Genomic DNA, 11,469 nt, shown 5'->3' on the forward strand with positions numbered 1-11,469 from the left:
GCAAGAACTACATCACCCTCACCCGAACACCATGACCAACAACCCCTGACACATCTACCGGGACTTCCCCTTGACACATGTCTCGGGACAGGACACCGATTGGGCCGGGAAGAACCGATCAAAAGCGCCTGACATCGTACGGGCGGCACCTCGGGCGGACATGTCGAAAGTGTTCCTGATGGGGCATTCCCGTGGCGGCGAAGGGGTCAGCCGGGCCGCCATGGATACGCTCACCCCGCCGCCGGCGGCGCAGGACGGATACCACGGAACGGTGCGGTGGACGGTCCGCGGGCTGCTGTTGATCGGGCCGACGATTTTCGGGCACGACCCGGTGCCGGACGTGCCGTCGGCGACGATTCTGCCGGGGTGCGACGGGGACGTCTTCGACCTGCAGGGGCAGATGTTCGTCGACGCCACGCGCGGGGTCAGCCAAGGGCGGGCGCTGCACAGCGCCCTCTACGTGGTGGGGGCGAACCACAACTTCTTCAATTCGGAATGGACGCCGGGACAATCGGCGGCGCCGTCGTTCGATGACTTCTGGAGCGGGGACGAGACCGATCCGCTCTGCTCGCCGGGGCAACCCACGCGACTGACCGCCCCGCAGCAGCAGAACGTGGGAGCCACCTACATCGCTGCGGCAGCGAGGCTGTTCGTTGCCGGTGATGACCGGGTGCGGCCGCTTCTCGACGGAAGTGGGCGGCGCGTGCCCAGCGCGTACCCGGCCAAGGTGCTCAGCCATGCGCTCGGCGGAAACCGCGCCGCTCTGCTCGAGCCCGGCCCGGGCGTGCGGGTTTCCGCCGGCGGCCGGATCTGCGAGCAGGTCACCGACGACGCGGCCAAGGCCTGCCTGAATCCGGAGGACATCAACGCGTCGCTGGCGCACTTCACGACCTTCTACCCGGTGTTTCCGGAGGAGGGGCGCTACGCCGCGGCACTGAGCTGGAACGCGGCGGGGACGCCGATTCGGTTTACCCCGAAGAAGGCGATCGACGTGCGCGGCAGTCAGGCGCTGGCGTTGCGGGTGATCGTGCCGCCGAATTCGACGGGCACGCGGTTCGGCGTGAGCGTGATCGGCGCCGACGGGCGGCGGACCACGCTGGGCGACGTGCGGATCGACGGGCTGCCGGGGACGCAGTTCACGACGTCCTATTGGGGTCAGGAAGTACGGGTGCCGTGGCGCGGCGGAAAGGTCGCGTCGCTCGAGCTGACGCCGCGGACGAGCTCGGGCAGCGCGTGGCTGCTCGACGCCTGGGGCTGGAATCCGGGGACGCCGGATCCGCGCGAGAAGGCGCTGCCGCGCATCGACATCGGGTCGCTGCAAGTCGCCGAGGGCGACTCGGGTACCAGGACCTACCAGGTTCCGGTCAAGGTCTCCGGGCGTGGTGGCGGCGTCGTGCGGCTCTTCCTGCTCGACACGACGACGTTCGCGGTGAAGTCGTGGCTCGCGACCGTACGGCCGGGCGACCGGATCATCCGGGTGCCGGTGTCGGTCGTGGGGGACACCCTGTACGGCGAGGGGGAGGCCACGTGGCTGCTGGCCAAGGCGCAGAAGGGTTTCGTCATCGGAGACTACTTCGGCGGGGTCGACGTGACCAATGACGATCCGGCGCCGGTGATGTCGGTGGCGTCCACATCGGTCAGCGCGGCCGAAGGGGGAACCCTGACGTGGCAGCTGTCGCTGTCGGCGCCGACCGAGACGGGCTACTGGGCCGCCACGTCCGTGCGGCCGCCGGTCTCGGGGGTGGAGCTGTCCACCACCGACGTCGACCCGGACTGGTTCGAGCAGAACGCGTTCGAGCCCGTGCAGCCCTCGCGGCCGCTGTCGGAGACGTCGCTGACGCCTTACACGTTCTTCGAGCCGGGGGCGACCTCGGCGACGCTGACGGTGCCGACGATCACCGACGACGTCGCCGAGCCCGATGAGGTGATCTCGCTGCAGTTCATCGACCCGGAGGGCGCGCCGGACCTGACCGGCACGGTCACCGGCTAGATCGGTGGCGGGCGCCCTTCTCCGGGGCGCCCGCCACCACTCAGTAGCCGGTGGAGGCCGAGGCGGCGCAGAGGACCACGTAGCCGATCGTGCCGATGGCGCCGATGATGAGGCCGGCCATGGCCAGGCCCTCGCCGCCCTCGTTGCGCTGCTGGATCTGCTGGCGGGCCAGGAAGCCGAGCACCAGGCCGGCCGGCGGGAAGACGAACGCGAAAACCAGCGCGAGGATCGCCATCGTGTTGGTGGGTCGTGCGGCGGTGGGCGCCGGCCCGGGTTGCCACCCGCCCGGTTGCGGGTAGGGCGGCGGCGGCTGCTGGTAGCCCCCGGGATTCCAGGAGCCCTGCGCGGGGCCGGGCTGGTGCGGTGGTGGCGGCTGCGGCTGCTGCGGCGGTGGCGGCTGCCAGGCCGGGGGTGGCGCGTCGGGCCGGTTCCAGGCGGCGTCGTCGCGGTCGGTCATCGTTGCCTCCTCATGTCTCGCCTACCCAGCGACCCCGCCCCCGGTCGAAGGTTCTGAGCCCGTCGTCGGTGGCGCCCGCGGACAGCGCCTCGACCATCTGCCGGTACGCCTCGAGCGGCAGGTCGGCGGAGAGCGCGAACTGCGCGCCGGAGCCGGCCTCCTCGATGACGACGACCTGCGTCTCCTCCTGGTGGCCGAGGCGGCGCTGGACGAAGCCCCGCAGCGTCTCGAACGCCTGCCGCCCGGCCTGCTCGAGCATCGTCTTCACGATGATCTCGGCGGGCACGGTCAGCAGGAGCAGCCAGGTGAACTCGGCGGCGCCGCGGCGTGGCGGCATGCGGCGCACCGCGGGCTCCCAGCCCCAGTCCCGCAGCTCGGCGCGGATGTCCGCCACCTCGTCGGGGGCCAGACCCGGGTTCACGAAAAGCTCGATGTTGTCGGTCATGCCCGCTCCCAGACGCGTACGGTGTGGTCGGCATGCGCCGTGACCAGGGACTTCTCCGCACGGCCGGCCATGGCCGCGATCGCGCCGCCCACGTCGGTCCAGGCGTGCGGGCGGTCGTCGTCGTGCCACAGCCGCGCGATGCCGTCGGCGCCGGCGGTCACCAGGCGGCCGTCGGCGATGAACGCGACCGCGCCGACCGCGGAACCGTGGTTGAAGCGGCCCTGCACCTCGCCGCGGGCGTTCCACAGCCGCCCCACGCCGTCGGCTGTGCCCGTCGCCAGGATCCGGCCGTCGGAGCGGAACGCCACGTCCAGCACCGCATGCGGGTGCGGGAAACGGGCGGCGATCTGGCCGTTGGCGCCGAACAGCCGCAGCAGGCCGTCGTCGGCGCCGGTGGCGATCCAGCGGCCGTCGGGGCTGAACGTGGCGGCGTGCACGTCGCCGGGCGGGCGCATGCGGCCGCCGTTGTCGACCTCGGGGCGGTGGACCAGGCGCAGGCGCTCGCGGCCGTAGCGGTCGGTGACCTGGGCCAGACCGCCCGAACACCCCACCACCAGCAGGGACTCGTCGGGGGAGAAGCGAACACTGTGGCCGGCCTGGTTGCCGGGCGTGCGGAAGTTGAGGGTGGCGGTCTCGGTCTCGACGTCCCAGACCCGCACGAGGCGGTCGTCGTGGACGGCGGCGACGAAGCGGCCGTCGCGGGTGACGGCGATCGAGCGGACCGGGGCCGGGCGGTCGGGGAGGCGGCAGCAGCGGCAGACCTGGGCGCGGTCGAGGTCCCAGCACAGGATTTCGCCGTGCTCGCCCGCGGCGAAGATGCGGCGGTGGGCGGGGTCGACGGCCACGGCGTGGACCGGTCCGGGGTGGGTGAAGCGGTGGGTCTCCTGGAAGCCGTAGCCGGTGGGCCGCGGCTTTTCCGGAGCCTTCTCCGGCGGCGGCGCTGCCTGAGCCCGCTCTGCCTGAGCCCGCTCTGCCTGCGGGGGCTTGGCCTGCGGGGGCTTGGCCTGCGGGGGCTTGGCCGGCGGCACCGTTGCCGTGCCGACCACCTGCCTCGGTGGCGGCTGGGCCGCCAGCGTACGCACCAGATCGTTCGCGCGGCGCAGGCTGTCGATGCCGGTGGCCGACATGTGCGGATCGGTGACCGTGACCGAGCCGGGCGGCACCGGCGGCGGGGACGCGCCCTCCACCTCGAACACGTCGGCGTTGCGGGAGCGCAGGTACAGCACCGGCGTTCCCCACTCGAGGCTCCCTGGCTGGGTCATGTGCACGGTGGTGCGCGCGTCGGTGACCGCGCGGTCGAGCGACACCCCCGAGGCGATCGCGGCGTACAGGGCCTGCGCGAAGATCAGGGCCGCCGGGTCGCTGATCTCGTACTGCATGGCCACGGCCGCGGGGAATCCACGCCGGATGAAGCTCGCCGCCGGGCTCGCGAACGTGTCCACCCCCGACGCCCGTCCCGACTCGCACGCGTTGAGCACGGCCAGCCGCAGTGAGCCGTTGTCGTGCAGCAGCCGCCCGAGGTCGGTGGCGTAGACGTGCCGCGCCCCGCCGTCGTCGTCGACGAACTCGAGGTAGCCCTCGCCGCGCGCCTCGTCGAAGCCGCCGTGCCCGATGAAGTGCAGGATGTGCCACGACGCCCCGCGGGCGGCCCGCCACAGGTGCTCCCAGCCCGACCCCTCCAGCCAGTTCAGCCGCACGTGGCTGTCGCCCAGCGGCGCGAGCGCCGCGGACAGCGCCTCCTTCTCGGCCGCGACCTGCAGCTGGTCGCGGTCGTCCGGGTGGCTGATCACGCCGAGGATGCGCAACGGCAGCTTCACCGTCACCGGTGCGACCGGCTGCATCACGTCGAGGTAGCGGACCACCGGCAGGTTCAGCGCGAGGTAGTCGCCGCGGCGGCGATCGTAAAGAAATTCCCAGGGCAGCTGCGCGAGCGTGTTCCCCCGGATTCGCAACATCAACTGAAAGGGGGTACGCGTGGCTTCCGCGTGCCGCAGGCTGATCTCGAACAGCTCCCGTGATTCGTCGTGCAGAACCGCGTCGCACAGATCCGTTCCGAGTTGCCGGATCGGCGCCTCGAGCCGGCCCGCCGATCCCCGGGTGATCAATTGCGCGCCGGACCGCAGCACATTGGTCTCGACCGTCTGGAGCCGCCGCGCTTCGGGCTCGGGAAGATCGAGCCGGAAATTGGTTTCGCCGAAGGGCGACTGGCACGTCAGGTAGTACACGCCGGGGGCGTGTTCCACCAGGTCGAGCTGGACGACCACCGCTTCGGGCGACATGGTAATGACCTCGATAAAGGGCGCCGGATCTGGCGAGCCTAGTCTCCGCCGTGACGAATCGACGTCACCCCATCGACTCTTTCGCTGTCGCTGCCCGGACAATTATCTTGCCCAATGTGCATTTGCCGGTGGGACGAGCCGACGGCGAGCACGTTCGCCGCCACCACCTGAGCAATTCCGGCCCAGTGGTGCCATTGCAGGATCTGTCCGAGAAAAACAACCCCGGCGAGAGCGGCGAACACGGGATGGACGCTCATGAAAACGCCGAAGAGGCGGGGCGGGACGTAACGCAGGACGATCAGATCGGCGGCGTAGGGGACTGCGGAGCTCAGGAGGCCGGCCGTCATGGCGTACACGACGCCGTTGCTGTTGATTGTCAGCAGGACCGGAAGGTAGAGCAGGGCGGAGATCGAGGTGGCGACCGCGGGCGCCTGGAGGCCGGGCAGGCGAGCGCCGGCCACGCGGTTGAGCACGATGTACGCGGCCCAGCACGCCGCGGCCAGCAGGCCCAGGCCGACGCCGAGGTAGTCGCTCGACGGGCCGGGGAGGACCAGGACGTAGACGCCCCCGCAGGCGATCGCGGCGCCGAGAAGATCGACGCGGGTGCGGGATCCGGCGAGAGCCACGGCCAGCGGGCCCAGGAACTCGAGGGTGACCGCGAGGCCCAGGCCGATGCGGTCGATCGCGGTGTAGAGGCTGAGGTTCATGATGGCGAAGACGACCGCCAGCAGCAGCGTCGGCCACCACTGCGACCAGGTGAAACGCCGGACGTCGGGGCGCGACAGCGGAAGTAGCACGGCGGCGGCCACCACCTGGCGCACGGCGACGACGCCGGCCGGGCCGATGAACGGGAACGCGTGGGCGCCCACGGCCGCGCCGATCTGGTTGCTGGCGGCGCTGCCGAGCATGGTGGCGATGCCGGCGGTGGTCCTGGCGCTCATGGGCCAAGCGTCGGCGCATTGCCCGCCGGAGAGAAATGCGCGACGCGGTCCACCTATACGCTGCACGCATGAATGTGCAGCTGCGTCAGCTCGAGGCGCTGGTCGCGGTGGCCGACGCGGGCACGTTCACCGATGCGGCCGCGAGGCTCGGGCTCTCGCAGGCGGCGGTGTCGCGGGCGATCGCGGGGCTCGAGGCGGCGCTCGGGACGCGGCTGCTGCAGCGCACCACCCGGCACGTGTCGCTGACCGCGTCCGGAGCACGGGTGCTGCCGGCGGCGCGCCGGGTGCTGGAGGAGGTGGCCCATCTCGAGCGGACGGTCACCCCCAGCGAGCTCCGCGTCGGGTACGCGTGGGCGGCGCTCGGCAAGCACACCCGGCGCCTCCAGCGGGCGTGGGCGGCCGCACACCCGGACGTGCCGCTGGTGTTCGTGCAGTCCGGCACGGCGACCGCGGGCCTGGGCGAAGGGCTCGCCGACGTGGCGGTGATCCGCCGGCCGCTCGACGACGCCCGCTTCGACACGACGCGCATCGGGGCCGAGGCCCGGTATGCGGCGGTGGCCACCGACAACGCGCTCGCCCGGCGCCGCTCGGTGCGGATGGCGGAGCTGGCCCGCTACACGGTGGCGCTGGACAACCGCACCGGCACGACCACGCCCGGCCTGTGGCCGCCGGGCGCCGCGCCGGCCTCGACGCGCGAGTCGCACGGGGTCGACGAGTGGCTCACGCTGATCGCCGCGGGGCAGGCGGTCGGCGTCACCTCGGAGGCGACCGCCAACCAGAACCCGCGCCCGGGAGTCGCGTATCGCGCGGTCCGCGACGCCCCGCCGATCGAGGTGCGCCTCGCCTGGTGGCGCGATGACCCGCCGAGCCGACTGGCGGAGTTGGTCGCGCTCGCCCGCGCCGCCTACGGCTGAAGGTAGGCGGCGAGTCCCGCGCCGCCTACGGCTGAAGCACGGCGGTGAGTCCCCCGCCGCCTACGGCTGAAGCACGGCGGTGAGTTCCGCGCTGCCTACGGCTGAAGCAGGGCGGTGAGTCCGGCTTTGTCGAAGGCCGCGCGGACGTCCTCCGGGGTTTCGGTGAAGTGCGCCCAGCTGTCCACGTGGGCCGGCACGACGCGGGACACGCCGAGCAGGCGGCTCGCCTCGACCATGTCGGCGGCCGAGAGGGTCAGGTTCGCGTCGCCGACCAGCGGGGTGCGGGCGGCGCCGCCGAACAGGACCGTCACGTCGATGTCCGGGAAGCGGGCGGCGATCTCCTCGACCACGCGCAGCGAGGCGTTGTCGCCGCTCACGTAGAGCGTCGGCTCGCCGTCCGCCTCGAGGACGAAGCCGGTGACCGGGCCGACCAGGTGCTCGCTGCCGTCGGGGCCGTGCTGGGCAGGGACCGCGGTGACGCGTACGCCATGGTCGAGCTGAACGGTCTCCCAGGGTGACAGGCCCCGGACCGGGCGGCCCAGCCGCGCGGCGGCGGCCGGCGTGCTCAGCACGAGCGGCGCGGCCGCGGCGACCTCGCGGCCGCGACGGTCCAGGTTGTCGGGGTGCTGGTCGTGGGAGAGCAGGACGACGTCGACCGGGCCGGGCCGGCCGGTGGGCGGCGCGGTCTTGGTGAGCTTGCGATCGCCGATCGGGTAGTCGCCGGGCTCGTCGAACGTCGGGTCGGTGAGGAAGACGAGCCCGCCGAACGTGAATTCCGCTGTCGGGCCGCCGAAGGCGCGGAAAGTCATGCGCCCATCCTGCTGCAGTCTGCGATCGCCTGGTCGAGGATCTCCAGGCCCAGGTCGAGCTCGCCGTGGGTCGAGGTCAGCGCCGGCGCGATGCGGAAGACCCCGCCCATCTTCGGCAGCTGCACCACGTTCATGTGCAGGCCCAGCTCGAGGCACCGCCGGGTGACCGCCGCGCCCAGTTCGTCGGCCGGCTGCTTCGTGTCGCGGTCGACCACCAGCTCGAGGCCCACCAGCAGGCCGCGCCCGCGCACGTCGCCCACCACGCGGTGCTTCTCCTTCAGATCATTCAAGCCCTTCATCAGGTACGCACCCAGCTCGGCGGCCCGGGCCTCGAGGCGTTCGCCGATGAGCACGTCGAGCACCGTGTTGCCGACCGCCGCGACCAGCGGGTCGGACACGTGCGTGGTAAAGAACAGGAAGCCCCGCTCGTGCGCCGTCTGCTCGATCTCGGGGCTGGTCACCACCGCCGCGAGGGGCAGGCCGGCGCCGAGGGTCTTGGAGAGCGTGAGCATGTCGGGCACCACGCCGTCGCGCTGGAACGCGTACCAGTCGCCGGTGCGGCACAGCCCGGTCTGCGCCTCGTCGAGGATCAGCAGGCCGCCGCGCTCGTGTACCCGATCGCGCAGCGCGGCCAGGTAGCCCGGCGGCAGGTCGAGCACACCGCCCGAGCTGAGGATCGGCTCGGCGATGCAGGCGGCGAGGCTGCCCACCGACTGCGCGTCGAACAGCTCGAACGCGTAGTCGAGCTGGCGTTGCCAGTCGAGCTCGCCGTCTCCGGTGGTGAAGTCGGGCCGGTACGCGTTCGGGGTGGGGATGGCGAAGTTGCCCGGCGCGGCCGGGCCGTACCCCTTGCGCCCGGAGCTGTAGGTGGCGCCCGCCGCCGCCTGCGTCATGCCGTGCCACGACCGGCCGAAGGAGATGATCTCGTGCCGGCCGGTGACGAGCTTGGCCATCCGGATCGCCGCCTCGTTGGACTCGGCGCCGGTCGTCAGCAGCAGCACCTTTTCGAGAGGGTCGGGCAGCGACGCGGCCAGGCGGCGGGCGAGGTCGACGACGGGGCGGCTGAGCATGCCGCTGAACAGGTGGTCGAGGGTTGCGGCCTGCCGCTGGACGGTGGCGACCACGGCCGGGTGCGAGTGGCCGAGGATGGCGCTCATCTGCCCCGACGTGAAGTCGAGCAGGCGGCGGCCGTCGGCGGCGTAGACGTAACTGCCCTCGGCGCGCTCGATGATCTCCGGTACGAACCGGCCCGCGCCGGAGTAGCGGACCAGGTGACGTTCGGCGTCGGACCAGAAGGAATCTGCCATGTCTCGACGCTAGGGGGCGCGCGAGCGTCAGGTCCATCTCACATTTTTGCTGCTGCTGTTAAGCTGCGCCGCACAATGCTCAATCCCTGGCGGTTGCGGTTGCTGACCGATCTGTCGACCTACGGCACGGTGCGGGCGGTCGCGCAGCGCGGCAATCTCAGCCCGTCCGCCGTCTCGCAGCAACTCGCCACCCTCGAGCGGGAGACGCGCACGGCCCTGCTGGAGCGCACCGGCCGCCGGGTGCGGCTGACCGCGGCCGGCGTGCTGCTGGCCGGGCGAGCCCGGGAGATCCTGGCCCTCATGGACGCGGCCGAGGCCGAGCTACGCGGGCTCGCCGACGAGCCGGCCGGCACGGTGACCCTCGCGGCGTTCCAGAGCGCGGTGCACGCCATCGCCGAGCCCGCGGTGGCCCGGCTGGCCGAGCGGCATCCGGACGTCACGGTAGTGCTGCTGGAGCTGGAGCCGCACGACAGCATGCCGGCGTTGCGCCGCGGCGACGTCGACATCATCATCACGACCACCGACTTCGTGGGCGCCGAGCTGGACCCGGCGATCGACCTGGTGCCGATCGCCGAGGACGCGATCATGCTGGTGCTGCCCGAGGACCACCCGCTGACCGCGCACGAGGCCATCGACCTGAAGGCGTGCGCCGACCAGCCATGGTCGTTCGACGTGGCCGGCTCGTACATGTCGGACCTGGCCACCCGGCTGTGCCGGGAGGCCGGCTTCGAGCCGGCGGTGATCGCCCGGTTCAACAACTACATGATCGCGTTGCAGCACGTGGAGAAGGGACGCTCGATCGCGCTGCTGCCCAGTCTGGCGGCGGACCCGCGCTATCGGGTCGCCGTGCGGCCGATCACCCCGCCGGTGACGCGCCGGATCACCGCGGCGATCCGCCGGCCCGCCACGCCGAGGCCGGAGATCACCGCGGTGCTCACTGCCCTTCGCCGGAAGGGCGCTACGCGGGCACTGCCGGAAGACCGGCGAGGGCGGCCTTGAGCGCGTCGCCGGACAGCTCGTGGTCGACCATGTCGCCGGCCAGGAACGCGCCGTAGGCGGGGAGGTCCAGGTGGCCGTGACCGCACAGCGCCGTCAGGATGACCTTCTCCTCGCCGGTCTCCTTGCAGCGCAGGGCCTCCTCGACGCAGGCGGCGAGCGCGTGGGTCGGCTCGGGCGCCGGGATGATGCCCTCGCTGCGGGCGAACCGCACGCCCGCCTCGAAGCACTCGCGCTGCGTCTTGGCGACCGCCTCGATGAGGCCGAGCTCGTAGACGTGCGAGAGCAGCGGGGACATCCCGTGATACCGCAGGCCTCCGGCGTGAATGGGGTCGGGGATGAACTCGTGGCCGAGCGTGTGCATCTTCATCAGCGGCGTCATTCCGGCGGTGTCGCCGAAGTCGTACGCGTAGACGCCCTTGGTCAACGAGGGACAGGACGCGGGCTCCACCGCGCGGATCGTGGGCGACATGCGGCCCGCGAGCTTCTCGCGCAGGAACGGGAAGGCGAGGCCCGCGAAGTTGGAGCCGCCACCGGTGCAGCCGACGATCACGTCGGGGGTGTCGCCCGCCTTGGCCAGCTGGAGCAGCGCCTCCTCGCCGATGATCGTCTGGTGCAGCAGCACGTGGTTGAGCACGCTGCCGAGCGCGTAGTTGGTGTCCGGGTTCTGCGCGGCGACCTCGACGGCCTCGCTGATCGCGATCCCCAGCGAGCCGGGGGAGTCCGGGTCGGCCGCGAGCACCTTCCGGCCCGCCTCGGTCAGCGTCGAGGGGGACGGGTGGATGGTCGCCCCGAAGGTCTCGATCATGATTTTCCGGTACGGCTTCTGGTCGTACGATGCGCGAACCTGCCAGATCTCGCAGTCCAGCCCGAACTGGGCGCTGGCGAACGCCAAGGCAGTTCCCCATTGCCCGGCGCCGGTCTCGGTGGTCAGCCGGCGCACGCCCGCGGCCGCGTTGTAGAACGCCTGCGGCACCGCGGTGTTCGGCTTGTGCGAGCCGGCCGGGGACACGCCCTCGTACTTGTAGTAGATCTTCGCCGGGGTGCCGAGCGCCTTCTCGAGCCGGCGCGCGCGGTAGAGCGGCGACGGCCGCCAGAGCCGGTAGACGTCGATCACCTCGTCCGGGATGTCGATGTACCGGTGCGGGGAGACCTCCTGCTCGATGAGCGCCATCGGGAACAGCGGCGCGAGGTCGTCGGGGCCGACCGGCTGGAGCGTGCCCGGATGCAGAACGGGCGGCGGTGGCGCGGGCAGATCCGGCACGATGTTGTACCACCGGCGCGGCATCTCCGATTCGGACAGAAGGATCTTGGTGGCGTCGTCGCTCATC

General features: G+C 71.9%; 10 protein-coding genes. 3 read left to right on the forward strand and 7 right to left on the reverse strand.

Going from position 1 to position 11,469, the window contains the following annotated elements; translation table 11 throughout:
• Positions 1 to 178 precede the first annotated feature (178 nt).
• A complete protein-coding gene (locus ACIA5D_RS41560; protein ID WP_396036070.1) occupies positions 179 to 1,990 on the forward strand; it encodes a hypothetical protein in 1,812 nt (603 codons plus the stop codon).
• A gap of 40 nt (positions 1,991 to 2,030) precedes the next feature.
• On the opposite strand, the gene ACIA5D_RS41565 is transcribed toward ACIA5D_RS41560, so the two are convergent.
• From ACIA5D_RS41565 to ACIA5D_RS41580, 4 genes are read right to left on the reverse strand one after another with little or no spacing between them, the layout of a single operon-like run.
• Positions 2,031 to 2,447 (reverse strand): DUF4190 domain-containing protein, encoded by a 417-nt coding sequence (locus ACIA5D_RS41565; protein WP_396036071.1) that lies wholly within the window; start codon positions 2,445 to 2,447, stop codon positions 2,031 to 2,033.
• Positions 2,448 to 2,457: 10 nt separating this feature from the next.
• Positions 2,458 to 2,892, reverse strand: coding sequence for a hypothetical protein (locus ACIA5D_RS41570; protein WP_396036072.1), 435 nt, complete (start codon positions 2,890 to 2,892; stop codon positions 2,458 to 2,460).
• Positions 2,889 to 5,171, reverse strand: coding sequence for a CHAT domain-containing protein (locus ACIA5D_RS41575; protein WP_396036073.1), 2,283 nt, complete (start codon positions 5,169 to 5,171; stop codon positions 2,889 to 2,891). The genes ACIA5D_RS41570 and ACIA5D_RS41575 overlap by 4 nt, the downstream gene beginning before the upstream one ends.
• A gap of 38 nt (positions 5,172 to 5,209) precedes the next feature.
• A complete protein-coding gene (locus ACIA5D_RS41580) occupies positions 5,210 to 6,112 on the reverse strand; it encodes an EamA family transporter (RefSeq protein ID WP_396036074.1) in 903 nt (300 codons plus the stop codon).
• A gap of 68 nt (positions 6,113 to 6,180) precedes the next feature.
• Here ACIA5D_RS41580 and ACIA5D_RS41585 point away from each other — a divergent pair, with 68 nt between their 5' ends.
• Complete coding sequence (locus ACIA5D_RS41585) at positions 6,181 to 7,026, forward strand: LysR family transcriptional regulator (RefSeq protein ID WP_396036076.1); 846 nt, start codon at positions 6,181 to 6,183, stop codon at positions 7,024 to 7,026.
• Between the two features lie 95 nt (positions 7,027 to 7,121).
• Here ACIA5D_RS41585 and ACIA5D_RS41590 read toward each other — a convergent pair whose 3' ends face one another.
• Entirely contained in the window at positions 7,122 to 7,835 is a 714-nt protein-coding gene (locus ACIA5D_RS41590) for an MBL fold metallo-hydrolase (protein WP_396036077.1), read from the reverse strand.
• Positions 7,832 to 9,142 carry an aspartate aminotransferase family protein gene (locus ACIA5D_RS41595; protein ID WP_396036078.1) on the reverse strand — a complete coding sequence of 437 codons (1,311 nt, stop codon included), beginning with the start codon at positions 9,140 to 9,142 and terminating at the stop codon, positions 7,832 to 7,834. The genes ACIA5D_RS41590 and ACIA5D_RS41595 overlap by 4 nt, the downstream gene beginning before the upstream one ends.
• A 75-nt stretch (positions 9,143 to 9,217) precedes the next feature.
• On the opposite strand from ACIA5D_RS41595, the gene ACIA5D_RS41600 reads away from it, so the two are divergent.
• Positions 9,218 to 10,141: a LysR family transcriptional regulator gene (locus tag ACIA5D_RS41600; RefSeq protein WP_396036079.1), complete on the forward strand. Its 924-nt coding sequence runs from the start codon at positions 9,218 to 9,220 to the stop codon at positions 10,139 to 10,141.
• Here the strand turns inward: ACIA5D_RS41600 and ACIA5D_RS41605 are convergent.
• Complete coding sequence (locus tag ACIA5D_RS41605) at positions 10,101 to 11,468, reverse strand: TrpB-like pyridoxal phosphate-dependent enzyme (protein WP_396036080.1); 1,368 nt, start codon at positions 11,466 to 11,468, stop codon at positions 10,101 to 10,103. The genes ACIA5D_RS41600 and ACIA5D_RS41605 overlap by 41 nt on opposite strands.
• Between the last annotated feature and the right edge of the window lies 1 nt (position 11,469).

The organism is Actinoplanes sp. NPDC051513 (assembly GCF_044454685.1).
Lineage (GTDB): Bacteria > Actinomycetota > Actinomycetes > Mycobacteriales > Micromonosporaceae > Actinoplanes.

Bases quoted from the DNA above. Each gene is read 5' to 3' on its own strand.
- ACIA5D_RS41600 (WP_396036079.1), top strand. From the start codon at position 9,218: ATGCTCAATCCCTGGCGGTTGCGGTTGCTGACCGATCTGTCGACCTAC.
- ACIA5D_RS41570 (WP_396036072.1), bottom strand. From the start codon at position 2,892: ATGACCGACAACATCGAGCTTTTCGTGAACCCGGGTCTGGCCCCCGAC.
- ACIA5D_RS41585 (WP_396036076.1), top strand. From the start codon at position 6,181: ATGAATGTGCAGCTGCGTCAGCTCGAGGCGCTGGTCGCGGTGGCCGAC.
- ACIA5D_RS41590 (WP_396036077.1), bottom strand. From the start codon at position 7,835: ATGACTTTCCGCGCCTTCGGCGGCCCGACAGCGGAATTCACGTTCGGC.
- ACIA5D_RS41595 (WP_396036078.1), bottom strand. From the start codon at position 9,142: ATGGCAGATTCCTTCTGGTCCGACGCCGAACGTCACCTGGTCCGCTAC.
- ACIA5D_RS41605 (WP_396036080.1), bottom strand. From the start codon at position 11,468: ATGAGCGACGACGCCACCAAGATCCTTCTGTCCGAATCGGAGATGCCG.
- ACIA5D_RS41560 (WP_396036070.1), top strand. From the start codon at position 179: ATGGGGCATTCCCGTGGCGGCGAAGGGGTCAGCCGGGCCGCCATGGAT.
- ACIA5D_RS41580 (WP_396036074.1), bottom strand. From the start codon at position 6,112: ATGAGCGCCAGGACCACCGCCGGCATCGCCACCATGCTCGGCAGCGCC.
- ACIA5D_RS41575 (WP_396036073.1), bottom strand. From the start codon at position 5,171: ATGTCGCCCGAAGCGGTGGTCGTCCAGCTCGACCTGGTGGAACACGCC.
- ACIA5D_RS41565 (WP_396036071.1), bottom strand. From the start codon at position 2,447: ATGACCGACCGCGACGACGCCGCCTGGAACCGGCCCGACGCGCCACCC.